Source organism: Zymomonas mobilis subsp. mobilis ATCC 10988 (assembly GCF_000175255.2).
Classification (GTDB): domain Bacteria; phylum Pseudomonadota; class Alphaproteobacteria; order Sphingomonadales; family Sphingomonadaceae; genus Zymomonas; species Zymomonas mobilis.
Window position 1 is genome coordinate 1,840,473 of the sequence record NC_017262.1, and the last position, 23,723, is coordinate 1,864,195.

Annotated in this window: 14 protein-coding genes; 12 read left to right on the forward strand and 2 right to left on the reverse strand. The window is 46.6% G+C overall.

What is annotated here, in order from left to right; translation table 11 throughout:
* Window positions 1–391: 391 nt before the first annotated feature.
* The 4 genes from ZMOB_RS08315 to ZMOB_RS08330 all read left to right on the forward strand — a co-directional run bounded on the left by ZMOB_RS08315 (window position 392) and on the right by ZMOB_RS08330 (window position 11,275).
* Window positions 392–1,687, forward strand: a complete 1,296-nt coding sequence (locus ZMOB_RS08315; protein WP_252507276.1) for an efflux RND transporter periplasmic adaptor subunit — start codon at window positions 392–394, stop codon at window positions 1,685–1,687.
* Window positions 1,688–1,726: 39 nt separating this feature from the next.
* Window positions 1,727–4,825 (forward strand): efflux RND transporter permease subunit, encoded by a 3,099-nt coding sequence (locus tag ZMOB_RS08320; RefSeq protein ID WP_014501156.1) that lies wholly within the window; start codon window positions 1,727–1,729, stop codon window positions 4,823–4,825.
* Window positions 4,822–8,121, forward strand: coding sequence for an efflux RND transporter permease subunit (locus ZMOB_RS08325; protein WP_011241297.1), 3,300 nt, complete (start codon window positions 4,822–4,824; stop codon window positions 8,119–8,121). Before ZMOB_RS08320 ends, ZMOB_RS08325 begins: the two co-directional genes overlap by 4 nt.
* A gap of 154 nt (window positions 8,122–8,275) precedes the next feature.
* Window positions 8,276–11,275 (forward strand): efflux transporter outer membrane subunit, encoded by a 3,000-nt coding sequence (locus ZMOB_RS08330; RefSeq protein ID WP_014501157.1) that lies wholly within the window; start codon window positions 8,276–8,278, stop codon window positions 11,273–11,275.
* Between the two features lie 68 nt (window positions 11,276–11,343).
* Here the strand turns inward: ZMOB_RS08330 and ZMOB_RS08335 are convergent, their stop codons facing one another.
* Both ZMOB_RS08335 and ZMOB_RS08340 read right to left on the reverse strand, forming a co-directional pair.
* On the reverse strand, window positions 11,344–12,273 hold the full coding sequence (locus ZMOB_RS08335; protein ID WP_011241295.1) for a DMT family transporter: 930 nt from the start codon (window positions 12,271–12,273) through the stop codon (window positions 11,344–11,346).
* Between the two features lie 456 nt (window positions 12,274–12,729).
* Window positions 12,730–15,765, reverse strand: a complete 3,036-nt coding sequence (locus ZMOB_RS08340; protein ID WP_014501158.1) for a TonB-dependent receptor domain-containing protein — start codon at window positions 15,763–15,765, stop codon at window positions 12,730–12,732.
* Window positions 15,766–16,270: 505 nt separating this feature from the next.
* Here ZMOB_RS08340 and ZMOB_RS08345 point away from each other — a divergent pair.
* The 8 genes from ZMOB_RS08345 to pheT all read left to right on the forward strand — a co-directional run bounded on the left by ZMOB_RS08345 (window position 16,271) and on the right by pheT (window position 23,688).
* Window positions 16,271–16,849, forward strand: coding sequence for a hypothetical protein (locus tag ZMOB_RS08345; RefSeq protein WP_014501159.1), 579 nt, complete (start codon window positions 16,271–16,273; stop codon window positions 16,847–16,849).
* A 148-nt stretch (window positions 16,850–16,997) separates the two neighbouring features.
* Window positions 16,998–17,228 carry a DUF2093 domain-containing protein gene (locus ZMOB_RS08350; protein ID WP_014501160.1) on the forward strand — a complete coding sequence of 77 codons (231 nt, stop codon included), beginning with the start codon at window positions 16,998–17,000 and terminating at the stop codon, window positions 17,226–17,228.
* A 204-nt stretch (window positions 17,229–17,432) separates the two neighbouring features.
* Window positions 17,433–18,368 (forward strand): ribose-phosphate pyrophosphokinase, encoded by a 936-nt coding sequence (locus ZMOB_RS08355; protein ID WP_011241291.1) that lies wholly within the window; start codon window positions 17,433–17,435, stop codon window positions 18,366–18,368.
* 45 nt (window positions 18,369–18,413) lie between these two features.
* Complete coding sequence (locus ZMOB_RS08360; protein ID WP_014501161.1) at window positions 18,414–19,193, forward strand: inositol monophosphatase family protein; 780 nt, start codon at window positions 18,414–18,416, stop codon at window positions 19,191–19,193.
* A 145-nt stretch (window positions 19,194–19,338) separates the two neighbouring features.
* On the forward strand, window positions 19,339–19,542 hold the full coding sequence (rpmI, locus tag ZMOB_RS09965; RefSeq protein WP_011241289.1) for a 50S ribosomal protein L35: 204 nt from the start codon (window positions 19,339–19,341) through the stop codon (window positions 19,540–19,542).
* Window positions 19,543–19,555: 13 nt separating this feature from the next.
* Window positions 19,556–19,933, forward strand: a complete 378-nt coding sequence (rplT, locus tag ZMOB_RS08365) for a 50S ribosomal protein L20 (RefSeq protein WP_011241288.1) — start codon at window positions 19,556–19,558, stop codon at window positions 19,931–19,933.
* A gap of 288 nt (window positions 19,934–20,221) precedes the next feature.
* Window positions 20,222–21,322: a phenylalanine--tRNA ligase subunit alpha gene (pheS, locus tag ZMOB_RS08370; RefSeq protein WP_038259188.1), complete on the forward strand. Its 1,101-nt coding sequence runs from the start codon at window positions 20,222–20,224 to the stop codon at window positions 21,320–21,322.
* Window positions 21,319–23,688 (forward strand): phenylalanine--tRNA ligase subunit beta, encoded by a 2,370-nt coding sequence (gene pheT, locus ZMOB_RS08375; protein WP_014501162.1) that lies wholly within the window; start codon window positions 21,319–21,321, stop codon window positions 23,686–23,688. The genes pheS and pheT overlap by 4 nt, the downstream gene beginning before the upstream one ends.
* The last annotated feature ends 35 nt before the right edge of the window (window positions 23,689–23,723 follow it).

Here is a 23,723-nt window from a genome sequence, read left to right on the forward strand (position 1 = left end):
TTATTTTCTTTTGCGGTATTTTTGTTATTTTTTTACAGTTAAAAATAATAAAACACCCTTGAAATTTTCGAAAAATTTTGTCTTAATTGCAGAATATAACGGATATTATTAACTTTGCATAAATTAACAAAGTGAAAACATCATCCATTAAGCAAGAAATTTTCTGGCCTTGCCTTGGCTGATTTGAAACGGTTATGAAAAGCTTAATAGGACATTTTTAAAGAGCGACAAATAACAAAGTTACCTGCAAAATTGTCATTTTTTATTCATTTCCAAGTCATAAAAGGCTTCCTATCGTGGCCTTTCGGTAAAAACAGCCTGTGATCGTAGTGATTGTGATTTGAGGAGAGGGTCAGCTAGCCATATGCAAGAAGAAACAGACGGTCAGAACATGCCTCACCCGGATAAAAAACAAGAGACAATCGAGCCGTCCTCTGCTCCTTCTCTCTCCAAAAAAGGAAAATTAAAAAGCTGGATCATTTCACTGATCGTCTTGGCTTTGATCTTTCTTTTAATCGCCTATATCACCCATAACAACAAGGCAAATACCCAGAAATCCGCCAGCCATGGTCATCATGGAAAATCCTCAAAAATGGGGCCCCCGGGGGATGATGGCGATATGCCGGTAACGGTCTCCATCGTCAAAAGCAAAACCGCAGATGTTCCAATCGTGGTCGAAGCTTTGGGGACGGTCACGCCGGTTTCGACGATTACGGTAAAGCCACAGGTCTCCGGCTATATTAAACGAATTCTCTATACCGAAGGACAGATGGTCAAAGAAGGCCAACCGCTTGCCCTGATTGATCCTCGCCTTTACTCAGCCCAGCTTGTCCAGAATGAAGGCGCATTACGTCGCGATATTGCCCAGCTTGAGAATGCCCGTATCCAGCTTGCCCGCGATCGGCAGTTAGGCTCTGATTCTATTGCAAAGCAGGATGTCGATACACAGGCCGCTACCGTCCATCAGTTAGAAGGTACGGTCGAAGCGGATCGCGGTGCTGTTGAATATTCCAAAGTCAATCTCGGTTATACGACAATTCCCTCTCCGGTTACCGGACGGGTTGGCTTGCGGCCAATCGATCAGGGGAACTATATCGCCGCTGGCGATAGCAGTGGCGTTGCGGTTGTCACGTCTCTTGATCCGATTGATGTCGTTTTCACTATGGCACAAGATTTTGTCCCCGAAGTCGAAAAGCAGGTCAGGACAGGTCGCCAGCTAACCGGCACCGCCTATGACCGGACAAAAACCGAAAATCTTGGGGAAGGGTGGTTGCTGACACTTGATAACCGCATCGACACCACCAGCGGGACAGTGAAGGGCAAAATCCGTTTTCATAACGCAACGGGGAAATTATTCCCGAACCAGTTTGTGAATATCCATTTGAATGTTGAAACCCTGCGTCAGGTCGTCACCGTGCCGTCAACGGCTATTCGGGAAGCTGACAATGGAAGCTATGTCTGGTTGGTCGATAAACAACGGAAAGTGCATCGCCATTTTGTAACAACAGGCAACAGCTATGGCGATAATATCGTCATTCTGAAAGGTCTGGATGCCAATCAGTTGGTTGTTACCGAAGGGGGCGATCGCCTGATTGAAAATTCCGAGGTGCAGACTCCAGCGGAATCTTCCAAGGAAATGAATATCAAACCACGGGATAACGCGACAAAAACGCAGGCTAAATCATAAGATGATCCGTCAAGAAAAAGGTCGCAAGGAATTGGCTGAATGAACCCTTCACGTCTTTTTATCTTGCGGCCTGTCGCAACCTCGCTGATCGTCATTGCGATTGTGCTAGCTGGCCTGCTCGGCTTTCACTATATGTCGCTTTCGGCTTTGCCCGAGGTCGATTATCCGACTATTCAGGTTTCAACCCTCTATCCGGGGGCTTCACCTGAAGTTATCAGCCAAACGGTTTCCGCGCCTTTGGAACGGCAATTCGGGCAGATGTCTGGCCTTTCCCGTATGACCACCAAAAGTGCGGCTGGGGCATCGGTTATCACCTTGCAATTTGGCCTTAATGAAGCCTTGGATGTTGCAGAGCAGGAAGTGCAGGCGGCCATCAATGCCGCGAACGCCCTGTTACCTGCGGATCTTCCCGCGCCTCCTGTCTATGCCAAGGTCAATCCGGCAGATTCTCCGGTTCTCACCTTGGCGGCAACCTCTGATACGATGCCACTGACGGATGTCCAAAATCTGGTTCAAACCCGTCTAGCGCAAAAGATTTCACAGGTTTCCGGTGTCGGCTTGGTCGAATTATCCGGCGGCCAACGGCCAGCCATGCGGATACAAGCCGATACGCAAGCTTTGGCCAGCTATGGCATTTCGCTTTCAACGCTTCGAACGGCGATTGATAATGCCAATGCTAATTCTGCTAAAGGTAGCTTCGACGGGCCCACGCGTTCATGGCAAATCAACGCCAATGACCAGCTTTTGACGGTTGAAGATTATAAAAATCTAATCATCGCTATGCGTAATAATCGTCCGGTTCGGATGAGCGATGTGGCACAGGTTGTCGCAGGGGCTGAAAATAATCATCTTGGTGCTTATTATAATATTACACCTGCGGTTATCATCAATGTCCGGCGGCAACCGGGCGCAAATGTGATTGCCACGGTCGATAATATTAAAAAACAGCTTCCCGAATTGGAGGCCGGATTACCGGCTGGTCTCAAAGTATCAGTCGTCGCTGACCGGACAACGGGTATCCGCGCCTCTATTGAACATGTCGAGGTTGAGCTTGTCTTGGCCGTCGTCATGGTCATTCTGGTTATTTTCTTCTTTCTTCATTCTATACGGGCAACGCTTATTGCGGCGGTCGCGGTGCCGATCTCGCTGATCGGCAGCTTTGCTGCGATGTATATGATGAATTACAGCCTGAATAACCTCTCCTTGATGGCCCTTACCATTGCCTCTGGTTTTGTGGTTGATGACGCGATTGTGATGATCGAAAATATCGAACGCCATATCGAGGCCGGCGTGGCGCCTTTTCAGGCGGCGTTAAAGGGGGCGCAGGAAATCGGTTTTACGATTATCTCGCTGACTATCTCGCTGATTGCGGTTTTAATCCCGCTTTTGTTTATGAGCGATGTCGTCGGGCGGCTTTTCCGTGAATTTGCGATGACCTTGGCTATCACTATCCTGATTTCTGCGGTTGTCTCGCTGACATTGACCCCGATGCTATCGGCTCGCCTTTTGGTCGCCCATCGTCATAAAAATCCTATCGGTGATCGTATTCAAAAAGGCTTTGAACGGCTCGAATATCATTACGAACATGGCCTTAGATGGGTGCTGGGACATCAAACATTAACGCTTGTCTTAACGATTGTTACCTTCATCGGAACGGCTTTATTCTATGTTGCCATTCCAAAAGGTCTCTTCCCGTTACAGGCGACCGGACAGCTTCGGATACAGACCGATACCAGCCCCGATGTTTCCTACAGCCGGATGGCCGAATTGCAAAAACAGGCAGCGGCCAAAATATTACAAGACCCAGCGGTTGAAAATTTATCGGTGATGAGCGGTGTTGATGGTGTCACCAATAGCGCTCTTAACCAAGGGGTTATGCTGGTTAATTTGAAAGAGGGCATTTCAGATGAACAGCCGGTTATCAAACGCCTTTATCAGGCGGTTGGTGCTGTTGCAGGCATCCGCGCGCATATCCAACCGGTTCAGGATTTAACGGTCGATACCGATACGGGGCCCACCCGTTTTCGTTTGTCAGTCGAAGGTGCCGATACCGACAGCGTGCATAAAGCGGCACGCGCTATCGCTGATAGCTTGGGTCAAAGCAAAAAGCTGACAGATGTCTATACTGATGCCGATGCCAAAGGGGATGCGGTTTACGTCAATATTGACCGCGAAACAGCCAGCCGGTTATCGGTAACCGTTGCCGATATTGATGACACGCTTTATTCCGCTTTTGGTCAGCGTATTATCTCAACGATTTTCACTGAAACCAACCAATATCGCGTTATTCTCGAAGCCCGTCCCAATCTTTTAAATAGTATTGAATCTTTGGGACATCTCAATCTCGCGGGCAGTGGAACATTACCGACGCCTTTAAATGGCTTCTCAACTCTAAAAATAGGCCAAGCCCCGCTGCAAATTATGCATGTGGCGCAATTCCCAGCCGCAACGGTCGGCTTTGACTTGGCCTCTAATACCGCTTTGGGTGATGGGGTAAAGGCTGTCCGCGCTCAAATTGCCAGACTTGATCTCCCCTCTGGTATTACGACGACCTTGCTTGGCGCGGCCAGTGCTTATGAAAAAGCCCTCGGCAACCAGATACTCCTTATCTTTGCGGCTTTGGTTTGCGTCTATATTGTCCTCGGTGTTCTGTATGAAAGCTATATTCACCCGCTGACTATTCTTTCAACGCTACCTTCCGCCAGTGTCGGTGCCATTCTCGCTTTATGGGTCTCTGGACACGATCTCGATATCATCGGGATTATCGGCATCATTTTGTTGATCGGTATCGTCAAGAAAAACGCTATCATGATGATCGACTTTGCGATTGCCGCCGAAAGGGAGGAAAAGAAATCCCCCGAAGAAGCGATCTTTAATGCGGCAACCTTGCGTTTCAGACCTATCCTGATGACCACTTTGGCCGCCCTTTTTGCAGCCATTCCTCTGATGATCGGTCATGGCAGCGGGGCGGAATTGCGCCGTCCTCTTGGTCTTGCGATTTTCGGAGGGCTCTTGGCCTCGCAAATGCTGACCGTCTTTACAACGCCGGTGATCTATCTGTTCTTTGACCGTCTGGGACAGAAAATAGCGCATTTCCGCCGTCACAAAGATTCTGAAAACGAGGTAACATCGGCGTGAATCTGTCGCGACCCTTTATCTCACGCCCGATCGGGACAACCCTTCTGACCATCGGAATCGCGCTTGCCGGTATTATTGCCTATTTCAAATTACCGGTCGCGCCATTACCACAGATTGATTTCCCCGTGATCGTGGTGCAGGCCAGCATGGCCGGTGCCAGCCCCGATACTATGGCAAACAGTATTGCCCAGCCTTTGGAACGGCGCTTGGGCGTGATTGCTGATGTCACTGAAATGACTTCCACCAGTTCGGTCGGGTCAACTCAAATCGCGTTAGAATTCGGCCTTGATCGCGACATCAATGGCGCGGCGAGAGAAGTGCAGGCGGCGATCAGTGCGGCCCGCGCTGATTTACCTTCCACTTTACAGAGCAATCCCAGCTATCTCAAAGTAAACCCTTCGATGATGCCGGTGATGGTGCTGGCCTTGACCTCGGACAGCAAAACACCGGGACAAATTTATGAAACGGTTTCCAATCTCGTTTCACAAAGACTGTCACAGATTTCCGGCGTTGGTGAAGTTGAAATTGGCGGCGGCTCCCTGCCGGGCGTTCGGATCGATGTGTCGCCTTATGCCCTTAGTCGTTTTGGCCTTAGCCTAGAAGATGTCCGCGCTACCATTGAAAGCGCGAATGCCAACCGCCCAAAAGGTGCCTTGGAAAGTCCAGACGGACATCATTTCCAGATTTACACTAATCAACTGGGGCGCGATGCCAAACTTTATGGCGATCTGGTGGTGGCGTGGCGCGACGGGACAACGGCCATCCGGTTAAAAGATATCGCCTCTGTCACTGATGGGGTGGCCGATACCCGTAATCTCGGTCTTTTCAACGGTCATCCTGCGGTCATCGTGTTGATTACCCAACAACCGGGTGCCAATCTTATCAATCTCGTGGATTCACTTCGGGCTGAATTGCCGCATCTTGAAAAAATGCTGCCATCGGATGTCCATGTTACGGTTGCCAATGATCGCACCAGTTCCATCCGTTCGACCTTAAATGAAGTCCGGCTCACGCTGATTATTTCGCTGGTTTTGGTGATTGCGGTCGTCGGGGTTTTCCTTCGGAATCTTAGTGCGGTTGTCATTCCGGCGGTGGCGGCCTCGGTCTCGTTGCTCGGCACTTTTGCGGTGATGTATTTTGCGGGCTTCTCGCTCAACAATCTTTCAATGATGGCGATTATTGTTGCCACCGGATTTGTGATTGATGATGCCATCGTGGTGCTCGAAAATATCGCCCGCCATCTTGAAAATGGTATGGGACGCATGGAAGCCGCCTTGCTCGGGGCGCAGGAAGTCGGTTTTACCGTTTTGTCGATCAGCCTGTCTTTGGTCGCGGTCTTTATTCCCTTGCTCTTTCTCGGCGGTATCGGGGGACGGCTGTTCCGTGAATTTGCGGTCAGCCTTTCGGCTGCCGTGCTTATCTCGATGGTCATTTCATTGACCACTACACCCATGATGTGCGCATGGATGCTGTCCCCGCGTAAAGAAGACAAAAAACAGGGACGCATTGCTGATTTCTTTGAAAAATCATTTGCTCATGTCGAAAAAGCCTACAGCTATGCTTTGAATTGGGCTTTATCCATGAAGCCTTTGATGCTGGTGCTTTTCTTATTGGTCTTGGTGCTGACGGTTTATCTTTACGCTGTCGTCCCCAAAAGCTTTTTCCCGCAACAGGATTCACCCATCCTGATGGCAGGGGTGCGCGCTGACCGTTCTTCTTCTTTCCAAACAATGGAAAAGAAACTGACCAAAACGGTTAATATCCTGCGGCAAGAAAAACAGGTTTCAACGGTCATCGGTTTTACGGGCGGTAAACGCTCCGGTAGTGCTTTTTTGATGGTGGAACTGAAACCATGGGGTGAAAGAAAAGAAAAGGCGACAACGGTTATCAATCGGCTTCGTCCCAAATTGGCGCAGCTTACGGGTATTTCGGTTTTTCTGTCTCCAATGCAGGATTTGCGGATGGGGGCGCGTTCTTCTGACGCCACCTATCAATACACGCTCATTTCTGACGATAGTAAAGCGCTCCAAGACTGGGTGCCTAAACTGACACAAGCCTTGCAAACGTCTAATATCCTGACAGATGTTGATAATGATTTGGCTTTGAATGGTATTGAATCAATGGTCAATATTGACCGTGACAGCGCCAGTCGCCTCGGTATCAGCGCACGCAATGTCGATAATGCGCTTTATGACAGCTTTGGTCAGCGCCAGATTGCAACGATCTACGAAGATATTAACCAATATCCGGTGGTCTTTGAATGGGCTCCCAAAGATCAACAGGGGCCCCAAGCGCTCCAAAATCTTTATATTCCGGCGAATAGTTCGACTAATTCGGCTTCCAGTACGAATACCACGGCTATTGCCGGAACGGGAACCAATGCCGCAGGTGCCACTTCGGTTGCCAATGACTCTTCGGCTCTTTCGGTCAATTCTACAGGCAGCGGGAATAGCGGTGATGCCAATTCAGCTAATCCGTCTTTGCGTGATCCCTCGACAGGTAGCGCATTGAACACCTCGGCCAGCACAATGGTGCCATTGCCTGCCATTGCGAAATTCTCGCTTCATGCCACGGATTTATCTATCCAGCATGATAATGGAGAGGCTGCCGCCACTATTTCGTTCAACTTGAAAAGCGGCCATAATCTCAATGAAGCACAAAGCGAGATTAAGGCAAAAATGGCACAATTGATGGTGCCTGCCAATATTCGGGGTAATTTTGCCGGAACGGCCAAATTAGGGAATGATAGTGGCAGCCAAGCCTTGCTCCTTTTAGCGGCGCTGATAACCATCTATATTGTCTTGGGTATTCTTTACGAAAATCTGATCCATCCGATTACGGTGATTTCTACTTTACCAGCGGCGGGGGTAGGGGCTGTTTTGGCTCTCATGCTCATCCATATGGATTTCTCTGTCATCGCTTTGATCGGGGTCTTCCTGTTGATGGGTATCGTCAAAAAGAATGCTATTCTGGTCATTGATGTGGCCTTGCACCTCCAAAGAGAACAGGGCTTATCTGCGGAAGAAGCCATGCGGCAATCTTGTATTTTGCGCTTCCGTCCTATCATTATGACTACTTTGGCAGCGGCTCTCGGGGTTGTGCCTTTGGCTATCGGTTTCGGTGAAGGTTCAGAATTTCGCCAACCTCTGGGTGTTACGATTATCGGCGGTTTGGTGGTCAGCCAGATGTTAACGCTGTTTACAACGCCGGTTATCTATATCTATTTTGACCGCTTATCTCATTGGCGGCCATGGCGGCGAAAGGCCAAAGCTGAAAATAGGTTGGAGAAAGCATGACGGCCTTCTCCTCCTCGCTGATCCATCAACTATCCTTGCTGCTGATGGATAGGCCGCAGATGGATAGAAGGTCAGAACGCTTGCGAATGGTATCTCAAAAGATATCTAAAAGGCTGGACGATCCGGCCTCTTCCTGCTGGGTATGGGGGTGCTGATGAAGGCTTTCTCTTCTCTTTTTGGATCAGGTCTGAAAACGGTTCATTCCATCCAATCCGATAATCATGAAGAGGCCGAATTTTTGGCAGAGCTTCACCCCCAAATATCCCGCCACTCTAAAATCAGAGACGCTATGAGGGTTTTTCTTTCTTTAAAATCCGATACTAAGCTGACCCGTTCTTGCCGGTCACATTATCTTATAAAGGCTTCGCCCATTACGGCCGCTTATTCCCAGACTGAAATCTCCACTCCGTGTCAGCTCGAAATCTCCGGTCAGCCCCAAATTGGAAATAGTATGAAGGCCTTTTCTCTTTTACCATCCAACGCTGAAAATACAGCCAAGGCTTCCTCTTTTTCCTTATCGGAAGTTGAAAATATCACGAAATCTTCTTCTCTTCCTTCGTCCACAGTTGGAAATATCGAGAAGTCTTCCTGTCTTCTCTCCTCCAAAGTTGGGAATACCGTGAAGACCTCATCTCTTTGTCTGTCTAAAATGAGAAAGACAGCCACGGCTATAGAAAAAACGGCCAAAACCCTTTCTCTTTCGCCATCGGATGTCGCAGCCACCGAAGGTCTTTCTTCTTCCTCGCCCATGGCTGGGAAGGCTACCAAAGCTACGCTTTCTTCACCACTCGAAGTTGAAAAATCCGCTACTGTTTATTCTCTTTCTGCGCCTGAAGTTGGGGCAGCCACCAAGGCGACGGCTTCTTCACCGCTTGAAGCTGGAAAAGTCATGACAGTTTTTTCCTCCTTATCGCCCGAAGTTGGAACATCAACCAAAGCTATTCCTTCTTCACGGCTCGAAGCTGAAAAAGCCACTATCGCTGCTTCATTTTCATCGTCCGTGGCTGGGAAAGATGCCAAAGCTACGCTTTCTTCACCACTTGAAGCTGAAAAAATCGCTACTGCTCATTCTCTTTCTGTGCCTGAAGTTGGGGCAGCCACCAAGGCGACGGCTTCTTCACCGCTTGAAGCAGGAAAAGCCATGACAGTTTTTTCCTCCTTATCGTCTGAAGTTGGAACATCAACCAAAGCTATTCCTTCTTCACGGCTCGAAGCTGAAAAAGCCACTACCGCTTCTTCATTTTCCTCGCCCGTGGCTGGGAAAGCTGCCAAAGCTACGCTTTCTTCACCACTTGAAGCTGAAAAATCTGCTACTGCTTATTCTCTTTCTGTGCCTGAAGTTGGAAAAACTACTAAAGTTATTTCTTCTTCATCATTCAAAGTAAGAAAAAGCACTAAAGCCTTTTTCCTTTCGTCCTCCGAAATTAGAAAATCAGTTAAAGCGCTTTTTCTTTTACCGCCTCTTGCTCTGGTTTTGGCAGGCTGCGAAGTCGGGCCCGACTATGTTCGCCCTTCGGCTCCAACACCGCATCAATATAGCGGTGCCGATAACAACAAGGTAACAAATATCGCCGGAAATAGGGGCGCCACCGGTGCGACATTATCTTCTAGTAAGGCCGCTTCCGACCCGAAAAAATCGGCTGATCCAAAATCCGATCAAAAGAAATCTGCCACTGAAAATAATCCGCCACTTCCCCCCGATCAGATCACACCCAGCGGCCAAAAAATCAGCTGGCAAGAAGCCCAGCCTATGGATCGCCAAATTAAAGATCGCTGGTGGGAATTATTTAACGACCCCGAATTAAACAAACTGATCGAACGTTCTGATGTCGCCAGCCAAAGCGTCGCCCAAGCCGAAGCGACATGGCGTAACGCCTTAGCTGTTATGGGGCAGAACCGTTCATCCATGTGGCCAAGCATCAGTCTTAGTGCTTCAAACCAGCACACTGTAACCGGCGGTGGTAGCGAAGTCGTCAACACTGCGGGCGGTGGTTCTTCAACCGTCAGCCGCAGCAATATCAGTGATAACTACCGCGCCGGTCTTTCTATGAGCTGGACACCGGATTTCTTTGGTGGTGTGCGGCGTCAGATCGAGAATTCACGGGCAACTGCCGAAGCCAATATGGCCGACATCGAAACTGCAAGGCTTGCCCTTCATGCCGGTGTTGCCAGCAGCTATCTGCAATTACGAGAAGCTGATGCCGAAATTGCAGTCATGGAACAAACCATTGCCGCTTATACACATGCCTTAGAAGTAGCCCGAAATCGTTTCAATGCAGGCATCGCGCCTGAAAGCGATGTATTCCAAGCAGAAACACAGCTATCGAATACGCGTTCCCAAATCGAAAGCCTAAGACAGAACCGCCGCACCTATGAAGATGCCATTTCTGTCTATGTCGGTATTCCGGCTGGTGATTTTCATATCGAGCCAAGGAATGACTGGAGCCCTGTTGTTCCTGACGTGCCTTTAGATCTGCCTTCTACTTTGTTGCAGAGACGACCAGATATTGCTTCCGCAGAACGCAAGATAGAAGCGGCTTCTGCTACTATCGGAGTCAGGAAAGCTGCTTTTTATCCTAGCTTCAGCATGTCACCTTATGCGGGTGATACGGCTGGCGACATTACACGGCTTTTGGCACAATCTTCCAGTATTTGGTCTGTCGGCGCCTCGATGGCCTTCACTGTTCTCGACTGGGGATCACATTTATCGCAATTGCATCAGGCTCGTGCGGCCTATTCCCAAGCGGTTGCCAATTATCGGCAAGTCGTTTTGCAGGCCTATCAAAATGTAGCAGATGAAATCGCTGCAACGCAGATATACGGCAATCAAGAAACACACCTCAATGATGCATTCAAGAATGCCGATCGGAGCGAGCAGGCGACATTAAAGCGCTATCAGGTCGGATTAGTCGCCTATACTGATGTGGTTACTGTTGAAACATCGGCTCTATCAGCCAAACGCAGTCTGATGCAAACACAACTTGCCCGTCAGACAGCGGCGGTTTCGCTTATTCAGGCTCTAGGTGGGGGATGGACAGGATTGCCTCCTCGCATGCCTCCCAATCACAAAGTTTTCCACGAAGCAAAGAAACAGCGTCTCGCTGATGAAAAAGCAGAGAAGGCTATCGCTGAGAAGCAAAAAACGAGGTCATAAAACGACCGTTTAAAATCAAAAATTATCGCCAGACCCTTAGTTTAAGGTCTGGCGACTATTCTTAAAAATTATTCTTCTGCTTCTAGTGTCTTCTCAATTTGATTAGCGATCGGTGGCAACGGGGCTGTGACTAACTTTCTTCCACTGCGCCAGGTGAGATATCCAGATAAAAAGATAACGGCAATTCCGACAAAAGAGATAAAATCAACGGGCTGATGAAAAACAAGATAGCTGAAAATCACAGTCCAAACCATTTGGCTGTATTGAGGCAAAGCGATGGTATTAGCTTCAGCATATTCAGCTGCAATCATCATCATGATCTGCCCCCAAGCCGCAAATAAGCCATAGATTAACAGATAGAACCATTGCAGTGCAGTTGGCGTAACCCAGCTATTCCATGTCATTGCCCCATCAATAACAATAGGTCCCACAACACTCGCGCTATAAAGTGACAAACGAGACGGTTTCGTTACCAATCCGCCTTTTTTCTTATTAGTGGCTCTGAAAACCGCCCATGATGCACCCGTGCAGAAAGCACCGGCTAAGGCTGCCAAATGCCCTACGCCCAAAGGGCGAATGCCTGGCCTCAAAATAATTACCGTGCCGATAAAGCCGATAATCAAAGCTACCCATTTTGCAAAAGATATTTTTTCATGCAGAAAAATAAGAGCAATAAGATTAACGAAAAACGGCAACAGAAACAAAAGCGCCATGGCTTCAGTCATCGGTAAACGCGTAAAAGCAACCACACTAAAGAAGGTGCAAAGCGCAACGCATACAGCTCTTATAAGCCAGATCTTAAAGTCGTAAAAGCCAAAGATATTGAGATAGCTCTCATGCGGTTTTCGCATCAAAGGAATTGCCGGAGCCGCAATAACGCCCCCAAGGAAAGCAATTTCAAAAGCGTTTATTTTCCCATCCAGCAGTTTCGATCCTGCATCGCTGATCGTAAAAGCCAGATAGGCTATAAGGGCTATGGTGATGCCTTTTTTTTCCATGGTAACGTGAACTCCGCCATCACTTTTATTTTAGGCAGCTCTTGTCATTATCGGTATCAGCCTGATGTGAATGTCGATGTCCGGCAATCAACAATTTCTGGAATCGAATTTTGAAAGAGCATGATTCAAATATAAGAATGGCTGCTTATATTTTTTTGATCTAAAAAATAGCCCCCAAAATTAAATATCAGCAAAAAAATATTTAAATTCAATTTTTATAAAAATTAAAATATAATAAAATTGCCAATATATTTTTAATTATAAATTAATATAATTTAATAAATTCAATTATTGGACTTATTTTACAATTTAAATCAATTAACTATTTTTGAAGTCATATAGCTAATAATTAAAATATAAAACTTAATCTCAATAACATTTTCTAAAAAACTTTAAAGATAACAAAAAAGGCAGATATTACTATCTGCCTTTTTTGTTTAATTTTTGAATTATAACTTAGAAGTCATAGCTCAGGCCAGCAAAGATATACCGACCATAGATATCATACGTGGTAACATAAGTATTACCGTTATAAATACCGCCAGCACCTCCATTTTGAGAAGTAATCAGTGGCGGTCTCGTACCTACAACGTTGTTGACACCAGCATTTAGAGTAACTTTATCTGTAACTTTATAATAGGCTGTCAAATCAAGATAGCTGACATTACCAATTTTTTTATCAAAGCTAGACTTTGCTGAAGAATACGGGTTCGCAGTTGACCCTGCGTCGCTTTTTGTCCCACCAACAAAGCGCCACATAGCCGAAAAACCAAAACCAGCAGGAAGATCCCAGCTGACACGCATTTGATGGCGCCATTTCGGCATAGGCATACCACAAACTGCACCATAAAGACCTGCGCAGTCATAAGTAGTTGCACCACCACCAGGGTTGGTCTTGTAATTTAGCAACCAAGTACCATTAAGCGAAGCGGTCAACGAGCCATATTTGTTGCCCAAAGGATAGCTATAATTGACCCCAAAATCGACACCACGCGTGGCTAAAGAACCAATGTTCATCAGAACATCGTCTACATAGCCAGACTGATTGCGCCACAATGATCCATACTTGTCACGGTGGATACGGTCACAATAGCGACCTTGGGTGCCGCAAAGCTGCAATATATTATCTGCACCTAACTGTGAGACAATATTTTTGATTTTGATATCAAAAAAATCAGCCGTAAAACTAAAGCGACGGAAGGGCGTTAATGCCACGCCACCTGTAAAAGTATTCGCTGTTTCTGGCTTTAGGTTAGGATTTCCTCCCTGATTGCCATAATATTGGCTAGCTGGGTTTGCCAAAATGTTGCCGTATTGATTTTTGGTGACTCCCATCAACTCACATTGTGAAGCTGACATAGTTGGAGAAGTCCCAGCGCAAGGGTCTGTAGAACCATCGTTCCCGATCGATGTTGGACCATATAATTCTTGAATATTTGGAGCGCGAACAGCCCTATTATAACCACCACGTAAGGCAACGCCTTTCACAGGTGAATAAACCATCTGCCCTTTGTATGACTGAACTGAGCCAGTCGAGCTATAATCTGAATAGCGGAAACCACCCGTTAGAGTTAACTCATTGACACCACGCCGATGATCCATGATTGGCAAAGCAGCTTCAATGAAAAGTTCTTTTACATCATATTTACCATGAGAAGATGGGTTTGCACCACCTTGGCCAGCCAAATCACCAGTTGCATATGCAGAATCAACATCATAATTCATTTTTTCACGACGATATTCTGCACCGACATTGACACTTAAACCCTGGCTTGCGGTCGGTAATTGAACGCCATACTGAGAACCATCGAAAGTTAAAGAGCCACTAACAACAGTTTCTTGTGTCGAACCTGTCGCGACACCTGGGGTTTGGAGATAGTCGAGGGCATTCTGGCTTGGCTTGTTACCGCTAAAAATGTCATAAGGAACACAGCTTGGATCTGTCCCATCAATGACAGATCGGCAAGTAGCAGTTCCATTGTAATTTACGACGTTGAGAGCGTTATTCAACCTACTGACAGAAAAATCTCGACTATATCGATTTTGATAAACTGTTGAGCCATATTGACCATAAACATCATAGGTTAAACCTTTAACAATTTCGCCTTTCGAGCCGATAACACCTCGATAAGAGGTATGTCGCATCGTATTGATACGAGGCCCGCCTTCAACATTCCTTTTTAATATTTGTGCTGAAGAATTGTTGTAGGTATTACCCTGACTATCGGTATGTGTAGTATTATCTATATTAGCGGCAGAACACATAATTGAGGATTCTTGCGCCGTTAAGAAAGGATTGTCACAGTTAACAGTGCCAAATCCAAAAGTCCCAGAAGGCGCTATCTGAGCCGAACTGCGATCATCCATAAACTGGAATTCTGCATAAGGCTTGAAACCATCTGTGACATCATAATGAGCGAAAAAACCCGCAGTATAACGCTGGTCAGGACGCTGTAGATTATTAGTCGGTGCGTAATTATATTGCGACATCCCGGAAACAAGTTGACCATTATTTAAATGATAATTACCATCATTCAATAATATGTTTCCTTCTGCAGAAGTTGGAGAGCCAGTACAAATAGCCCCGCTTGTGCCATTACCAGACAAAGCGCAAGAACTATAATCTCGATCCGCACCCGTGACAGCAGCTTGGCGGCGATAGCCGAGATAAGCTACTACATGGCCACGGCCATCTTTGGTGCCAGCGCCAAATTTCAGATTAGCATTAAATCCCCAACCATCGAATGGTGTATTAGTAGGCGTTTTTGTGCCTGCTATCGGGCTATTCCGTAGAATATTTCGCATGGTTCGGCTATCGTTGTCGCCATTTAATACATTATATTGGGCATCCGCATGGAAGCCTTCATAATCTGTATCCATGATGAAATTGACAACACCGGCGACAGCATCAGAACCGTAAACAGCAGAAGCACCACCAGTTAAGACATCAACTCGTTTAATAAGAGAGGACGGAATAGAGTTCAAATCGGCTGCTTGAGAGCTAGGATCGCCCGGCATCAAACGACGACCATTAATCAAAACCAATGTTCGGTTTGATCCCAGCCCACGCAAATTTGCTGTAGAAATTCCGCTCGAGCCATTGGCTACAGCGCTACTTTGGGTGCCATAAAATTGTGGCATTCTGTTCAGCATATCTTCAATACGCGTATAACCCTGCTTGGTTATTTCTTTCGCATTGACAGAGGTAATTGGGCTGGTCGAGGTGATACCTGGTGGAAGGCGTGAACCCGTAACAGTGATTGTGCCGCTTGGCTGCGCTAATTCAGAAGCAGCCGGCGCTGGCGCCATTGTTGGAATGCTTGCATTATCAGCTACAGGATTGCTGGCTGAATTACTGCCGACAGATGATGCACCTGATTGTTGAGGCGTATCCTGTAAAGTTTCCTGCGCAAAAACAGGCGTTGACCATGCAATAACGCCCGCGACCATACCCGTGGTCATGAAGGCATTTTTCAGATGTCTTCTGATCATTATTCCCCCTTTTTGAGATATGCACCGTCCCCAAAACCAACATCTTCTTTTAGACAGATGTCTATCGTGCATCTCTTTGCGGTCTGCTTTGAGCTGCCCCGAACAAAGCCGCATTTTTCCTACTCAACACAGATAATAATATTTTTTATGTTTCTGCAATCGTCGAAATAAAGAAATTTATGTTTACCATTCATTACCCAAAAAATGTAACAAAATTGCAACATGGTAGCTTGATGTAAGTTTTAATACGTAAATTTAATTTTTGCTGTTAATATAAAGATATTATTTTTCATTTTAGTAAACGAATAGTTTTTAATTTAAAATTAAATAATAAATTTAAAAAATTAAAATATTTTTTAATAAATTTAAATATTAAAAATATGATATAATTTTATTAAATAAAAAGTTTAATTTTTGTCAAATGGCATATAAAATAATTTATTTTATACGATGAAAGTATTTATCTATTTAGCCATCAGGCTACTGGCTGGAGCTACAAAATCATATGAAAAGTTTTTTGTCTAAAAAAATGGGAATGTTTTTGTGCCTCAGCATGGCGATTACTTTATTCTCTGCAAAGGCTGCGAAGAATCAAAATAACTTTAAAGATAGCGTTTTGTTCGACAAATTATTGGCTTGTCGTTCCCTTAATGACGATATTTCAAGGCTGCATTGTTTCGATGAAAATATAAAAGCATTAGATGATGCGAACACGCATCATGATATTCTAGTGGTTGATAGAGAAGCGATTGTTGCTCGACAAAAGCAGAGCTTTGGTTTTGCACCGCCTGTTTTAGCTTTGCCTAAAAAAGATAATGCATATTCTCATTCGATAAAAAAAGATCAGGCAGCAGATGATGTTATTCACGAAATCACAGATAAAGCCAGCTTTGTTAGCCAAGATAGCGAAGGCCATTGGATTATCGGTTTTTCAAATGGGGCTCGCTGGCGGCAAATAGATGACCAAACTGTTCCCAATGAACCCCATGTTGGCTCAGTTGTTCGATTAAGGAAAGCTGCTTTGGGTTCTTTTGTGGCGAATATTGATAAGCAATCAGCAATAAAAATGAGACGAATTCAATAAGCACCCGTTAAAATTGTAATCCTATTAAGGTTCACGAATTGAATCCTGCATTTAGGCGTAATAGGCTGCTGAAATATTTTCTCATGGCAGGATAGGTTATTTTTGCGTTATAGCATGCTAACTGACCGATTTAACTGGACAAAAATTGATGTTAATACCTGGTTTTAAAAAAGACCAACCGGCTAAAGTTGAATATCTTGATGGCCATTTTCGCCTTCTCTCACGAGGAAGCCACGTAATTTGCGCGATTTCTGGGAAATCGATTGACCTTGATTCCCTTCATTATTGGAGCGTTGAAAAACAGGAACCCTATGCCTCTGCTTACGAAGCAGAAATAGCCTATTCTCGTGAGCAAGAAGCTAAAAAAGATAACGCGTAGCTATTCTCCTGTAGGATTATTGCAGAATAAGGGCTTGCATTTTTTTAGAATTTTATAGGGATTAAAGGCGCGTTGTCGTGATATTTGGGAAGCTGATATCGTTAAAATGATAATTTTTGGTTCTTATTTTCAGCAGAAGGTTTTCATTTCAGCATAAAATGTCTAAGGGACACGCATCTTTCCGGTTACTCGCGTGAGGGATCCATGAAGCTGCTTGCCGGTAATTCTAATTTGCCGATTAGTCAGGCTATTGCCGACTATCTTGAAATTGATCTGACCAAAGCGTCCGTGCGTCGCTTTGCAGATGAAGAAATTTTTGTTGAAATCCGCGAAAATGTCCGCGGACAGGATGTCTTTGTTATCCAGTCAACTTGCTGGCCGACAAATGATAACCTGATGGAGCTGTTAATTTGCATTGACGCTCTGAAACGGGCTTCTGCTCGTCGTATTACGGCTGTTATTCCGTATTTCGGCTATGCCAGACAAGACCGTAAACCAGGACCTCGTACGCCGATTTCGGCAAAGCTGGTTGCCAACCTGATAACAGTCGCCGGTGCAAGCCGTGTCCTGTCGGTTGACCTCCATGCAGGTCAGATACAGGGATTTTTTGATATCCCGACTGACAATCTCTATGCTGCTCCCGTGATGTCAGCAGACATCCTTGCGCGCTTCCCCGATAAAAAACTGACGGTTGTTTCACCTGATGTTGGCGGTGTTGTTCGTGCAAGAGCTCTGGCAAAGCGTCTTGATAATGCGCCTTTGGCCATTGTCGATAAACGGCGTGAACGTCCGGGCGAATCAGAAGTGATGAATATTATTGGTGACGTCTCTGGTCGCTTCTGTATTCTGATCGATGATATCGTCGATTCTGCTGGGACCTTGTGCAATGCGGCTGAAGCTCTTTTGAATGCAGGGGCTGAAGGCGTTATTGCTTATGTGACCCACGGTGTTCTTTCGGGTGCCGCTGTTGCCAGAGTTGAAAAATCGTCACTTCAGGAACTGGTTGTAACCGATTCTATCGGAATGCGCCCAGAAGTTGAACAATGCGCCAAAATTCGCCAATTATCCTTAGCGCCTTTATTGGCCGAGGCTATTCGGCGTATCGCTGATGAAACTTCGGTTTCTTCATTGTTTGACTAAAAATAAAGCCTGCGTAAGCAGGCTTTTTCTATTTCGGAGATAATCATGTCCCGAAGCGCTTATGAAGATGATATTCGTCTTGCTCATCGGCTAGCTGATGTTGCTGCGGATATTATCCGGCCTTTCTTTCGTGCACCGTTAACGATTGACCTCAAAGCTGATCATTCACCGGTGACAAAAGCCGATCGTGGTGCCGAACAGGCTATGCGGGCTATTCTTGAAAAAGAACGGCCAGAAGACGGCATTTTTGGCGAAGAAATGGGTGTCTCCCGTCCTGATGCTCGCCGCCTTTGGGTCTTGGATCCAATAGATGGAACACGAGCCTTTATTGGTGGACGGGCTAGCTTCGGAACATTGATTGCTTTGGTTGAAGATGGTCGACCTGTTCTTGGAATTATTAACCAGCCTATCCATCAAGAACGTTGGGTCGGAGTTAAAGATTTACCTACCCGCTTTAATGGGGAAGTTATTCATACGCGGTCTTGTCCAGCCCTTGATCATGCACTGTTAGCGACAACCTCGCCTTGGCTGTTTGAAAAAGAAGGCGAAGTCCATTTTGATAAAATCCGCTTAAAGTGTCGGGATACCTTATTGGGTGGGGACTGTTACAATTATGGTCTTCTTTCTCTTGGTCACTGCGATCTTGTGGTCGAACAAGGACTAAAATTTTACGATTTTGCTGCCCTTGTGCCTATTGTCGAAGGGGCAGGGGGTATCATGCGTGATTGGCAGAACCGTCCACTCAATAAAAACAGCGTTGGCGAAGTCATTGCCGCAGGCGATCATCACTTGATCGAACCAGCATTGTCTGCCATGGAATTATAAGCCTTTGTAAGTTTAAGAAAGAGCGGCTTGTCAAATAGGGATACCCTCTTTATAAACCGCCTTTCTTCCACGATCTGCTCTACACTGCCCGGCTTTTTATGGGCTGCCGTGGCGGTGGTCGATCGTCAAAATCAAGGAGACGAAAATGCCCAAGTTAAAGACCAAAAGTGGGGTCAAAAAGCGGTTTAAATTCACCGCCAATGGCAAAGTAAAACATGGTGTCGCCGGTAAGCGCCATCGCCTTATCAGCCATAACGCCAAATACATCCGTCAGCACCGCCGTACCGATGTAGTTTCATCAACTGAAAACCGCACCATCAAGGCGTGGGCACCATACGGTTTAAACTAAGGGAGGCTGATAGATGGCACGTGTAAAACGCGGTACCACCACGCGGGCAAAACATAATCGGATTCTGGATCAGGCCAAAGGTTACTACGGTCGCCGGAAAAACACCATTCGTATTGCCCGTCAGGCAGTCGAAAAAGCCGGTCAGTATGCTTATCGCGACCGTAAGGTTAAAAAGCGTTCTTTCCGCGCACTTTGGATTCAGCGTATCAACGCTGCTGTCCGCGCAGAAGGCTTGACCTATGGTGTTTTCATGTATGGTCTGAAATTAGCCGGTCTTGATCTTGATCGCAAAGTTCTGGCCGATCTGGCTATGAATGAATCGGCTGCTTTCGGCGCTATCATTGCTCAGGTCAAATCAGCTTTACCGGAAGGCGCACGCGTTGCAGCTTGATGATTAAGCTTTTAAATAATCGCTTTCTTTAAGGTGATTGAGAAAGGCATAGGAGCACTCTTCAGGGCGTTTCTATGCCTTCTTTTGTTATACAGTCCAGTGCGCATCTTCATTCGGCTAAACCGTATGAAGATGCGTTCTGGAAAAATTTAATGATTTACTGTCTGATATCGGCTGAATATGGCAAAAATCTTTTGGATTTTTTACGCTATAATAGGGTGATATTAAATATCTCCTTCCCATGAACAGCGCGTTAAACAGGCGATGGTCACAAAAATGATGGAAAGCATGACCGATCTAGATAATCTGAAAGCCGATCTGATCGGCCAGATCTCTCAATCAGGGGATTTGGCCGGCTTGGAATCTGTGCGCGTCCATGCCCTCGGTAAGCAAGGGGTTGTTACGGCGCTTTTAAAATCGCTCGGAAAGATGACTCCGGAAGAGCGGCAAGAAAAAGGGCCTGTCATCCACAGCCTACGACAAGCAGTGGCGCAAGGGATTGCCGATCGTAAACAGGCTTTGGAAACAGCTTTACTGAATGAAAAGCTCGCAAGCGAAACCATAGATCTTTCCTTGCCTTCTCCCAAAATGCCGAAGGGATCACTGCATCCGGTTAGTCAGGTTATGGATGAGCTGGCTGAAATTTTTGCTGACCTTGGTTTTGCGGTGGCAAGCGGGCCCGAAATCGAAGATGAGTGGCATAATTTTAGCGCTTTGAATATCCCTGAAAGTCATCCGGCTCGTGCTATGCACGACACCTTCTATTTCGAACCTCAGGAAGGGGCTTCGGATAAAGGCGATAAAGGCCGGATGTTGCTTCGGACGCATACCTCTCCGGTTCAGATCCGAACGATGCAGGGACAGGAACCCCCTATACGCATCATTGCACCGGGACGCACCTATCGTTCGGATTCAGATGCAACTCATACGCCGATGTTTCATCAAGTCGAAGGGCTAGTCATCGATAAGGGAGTGCATCTTGGACATTTGAAATGGACGCTTGAAACTTTTGTTCGCGCCTATTTTGAACGTGATGATATCGTTCTCCGTTTACGTCCCAGTTATTTCCCCTTCACTGAACCTTCTATGGAAGTTGATGTTGGTTATACCCTTGAAAAAGGGCGTCGTATTATCGGCGGAAAACAACCGGATGGCTGGATGGAAATTTTAGGATCCGGTATGGTTCATCCCAATGTGATTACCGCTTGCGGCCTTGATCCCAATGTCTGGCAAGGTTTTGCTTTTGGTTGCGGTATCGACCGTTTGGCTATGCTGAAATATGGCATGGATGATTTACGGGCTTTCTTTGACGGCGATTTGCGCTGGTTGCGTCACTTTGGCTTTGCCGCGCTTGACGTGCCCACACTTTCAGGAGGAGTCGGCGCATGAAGTTCACGCTTTCATGGTTAAAAGAGCATCTGGAAACAGAAGCCTCTGTTCAGGAAATTGCTGATACGCTGACTCGTATCGGTCACGAAGTAGAATCGGTTCATAATCCGGCTGACGGTTTGGAAGCATTTCGGATTGCACGCATCCTCACTGCTGAACGCCATCCACAGGCAGATCGCCTTCAGATTTTGGCGGTCGATGTCGGTGAATCCGAACCACTACAGGTTGTTTGCGGCGCAGCTAACGCGCGCGCTGGTCTGGTTGGCGTTTTTGCTGCCCCTGGTGTCTATGTCCCGGGTATTGATGTTACCCTGAAGATTGCTTCTATCCGTGGCGTTGAAAGCCGCGGGATGATGTGTTCCATCCGCGAACTCGGCCTTGGCGATGAACATGAGGGTATTCTTGATTTGCCGCATGAGGCTCCCGTCGGCCAATCTTATGTCGAATGGGCAGGATTAGATGATCCCGTTTTCGATGTTGCTATCACCCCCGATCGTCAAGATTGTATGGGTGTTCGTGGCTTAGCACGTGATTTGGCAACAGCGGGTATCGGTCGATTAAAGCCTTTGGCTATTCCAAGGGTTCCTGTCACGGATGCAGCTCCCGCTGAAATCACTATCGAAGATAAAGAGGGTTGTCCTGCCTTTTTTGGTCAGCTTATTCACGGGATCCAAAACGGCCCTTCGCCGGAATGGATGGCAAGAAGATTACGGGCTATCGGTTTCAGACCGACTTCGGCTTTGGTCGATATCACCAATTATATCATGTTTGATTTGGGGCGTCCGCTTCATGTCTATGATGCAGGAGCTATCAAAGGTAAATTGACAGCTCGGAAAGCCCAGAATAACGAAAAAATAGAAGCTCTGAATGGCAAAAGCTATGATCTTGATCCTTCGATCACGGTGATCGCTGACGATCAGGGTGTCAAAAACATCGCTGGTATCATGGGCGCTGAAAAAGCTAGCGTTTCTGGCTCAACCACAGATGTCATTATTGAATGTGCCTATTTTGATCCGGCAGCTGTCTCACAGGCTGGTCAAAAATTAGGACTGGCTTCAGATGCTCGGATTCGTTTTGAACGAGGCGTTGATCCAGCCTTTTTGAATGAAGGCTTACAGATCTCTGCCCGCATGGTCCTCGATTTTTGCGGTGGTAAAGCCACACAGGCGGTCACGTTAGGCGAAGCGCCTTCTGCTGTTCCGGTCATTTCTTATGATCCTTCTTATGTGACGTCGCTTGCCGCAATGGATGTTGCACCAGCTCGCCAACGGGAAATCCTTGAACAATTGGGTTTTGCGATTGATGCAGGCTGGCGTGTTCGTGTGCCGAGCTTCCGTCGCGATGTCAGCGTTGTTGCCGATATCGTCGCTGATATTGTGAGAATTGAAGGGCTCGATAATGTGCCTTCAACTGCTCTTGATCGTGGTGATGGTGTGGCTCGCCCGATTGCAACCCATGGTCAGTTGACAGAACGGCGGGTGCGTCGCGCAGCGGCTGCTTTTGGTATGAATGAAGCCGTTACATGGAGCTTCATCTCCGAAAAAGATGCCAATATTTTTGGTGGTGCTTTCTGGAAACTTGCTAACCCGATTAGTGAAGATATGAAGGTGATGCGACCTTCCTTATTGCCGGGGTTGCTTACCGCTGCCAAACGTAATCGGGATCGGGGACAGTCTACTATTCGCTTATTCGAAGTTGGACGTCGTTATTTGCAAGAAGCTGAACGTCCAACTTTGGGGCTGATTTTTGCTGGTGAGCGGATGAGCCGCGATTGGCAATACGGAAAAAGCCAGAATTTCGACGCTTATGATGCCAAAACCGCTGTTTCTGCTATGCTGGATTCAGTCGGCATGCCCGTTGAAAAATTGCAGTTGCTGGGTGATGCCGGTGATGTTTATCATCCGGGGCGTTCAGGCCGATTGTGTCTTGGACCCAAAAACACTTTAGCTGTTTTTGGTGAAATTCATCCAGCTATTCTGGCTGAATTCAATATGGAAGGGCCTGTCATCGGGGCAGAAATATTCTTGGATGCCTTGCCGCTTCGCAAAAATTCGGGGCAGCTGCGGCAGCCTTACGCACCCAGTATGCTACAGCCTGTTTTCCGTGATTTTGCCTTCTTGCTACCAAAAGACGTTCCTGCAGCTGATTTAGTGCGCAGCATCGCCGGTGCCGACAAAAATGCGATTGTCGAGGCTCGTATTTTTGACGTCTTTACAGGCGAAACGATAGACGAGAATGAAAAGTCATTGGGCATTGAAGTCATGCTGCAACCTGCAGAAAAAAGCTTCACTGATGCTGAATTGCAGGCCATTAGCGATAAAATCGTCGCAGCGGCTGCCAAAAAGGGGGCTCGTTTAAGGGCCTGAAATTAGAAAAATTTGTTTTATTCAAGGCGGATATG

What these genes read in the sequence shown, in the direction of transcription:
- ZMOB_RS08315 (WP_252507276.1), top strand. Translation starts at nt 392, where the DNA reads ATGCCTCACCCGGATAAAAAACAAGAGACAATCGAGCCGTCCTCTGCT.
- ZMOB_RS08320 (WP_014501156.1), top strand. Translation starts at nt 1,727, where the DNA reads ATGAACCCTTCACGTCTTTTTATCTTGCGGCCTGTCGCAACCTCGCTG.
- ZMOB_RS08330 (WP_014501157.1), top strand. Translation starts at nt 8,276, where the DNA reads ATGAAGGCTTTCTCTTCTCTTTTTGGATCAGGTCTGAAAACGGTTCAT.
- ZMOB_RS08335 (WP_011241295.1), bottom strand. Translation starts at nt 12,273, where the DNA reads ATGGAAAAAAAAGGCATCACCATAGCCCTTATAGCCTATCTGGCTTTT.
- ZMOB_RS08340 (WP_014501158.1), bottom strand. Translation starts at nt 15,765, where the DNA reads ATGATCAGAAGACATCTGAAAAATGCCTTCATGACCACGGGTATGGTC.
- ZMOB_RS08345 (WP_014501159.1), top strand. Translation starts at nt 16,271, where the DNA reads ATGAAAAGTTTTTTGTCTAAAAAAATGGGAATGTTTTTGTGCCTCAGC.
- ZMOB_RS08350 (WP_014501160.1), top strand. Translation starts at nt 16,998, where the DNA reads ATGTTAATACCTGGTTTTAAAAAAGACCAACCGGCTAAAGTTGAATAT.
- ZMOB_RS08355 (WP_011241291.1), top strand. Translation starts at nt 17,433, where the DNA reads ATGAAGCTGCTTGCCGGTAATTCTAATTTGCCGATTAGTCAGGCTATT.
- ZMOB_RS08360 (WP_014501161.1), top strand. Translation starts at nt 18,414, where the DNA reads ATGTCCCGAAGCGCTTATGAAGATGATATTCGTCTTGCTCATCGGCTA.
- rpmI (WP_011241289.1), top strand. Translation starts at nt 19,339, where the DNA reads ATGCCCAAGTTAAAGACCAAAAGTGGGGTCAAAAAGCGGTTTAAATTC.
- rplT (WP_011241288.1), top strand. Translation starts at nt 19,556, where the DNA reads ATGGCACGTGTAAAACGCGGTACCACCACGCGGGCAAAACATAATCGG.
- pheS (WP_038259188.1), top strand. Translation starts at nt 20,222, where the DNA reads ATGACCGATCTAGATAATCTGAAAGCCGATCTGATCGGCCAGATCTCT.
- pheT (WP_014501162.1), top strand. Translation starts at nt 21,319, where the DNA reads ATGAAGTTCACGCTTTCATGGTTAAAAGAGCATCTGGAAACAGAAGCC.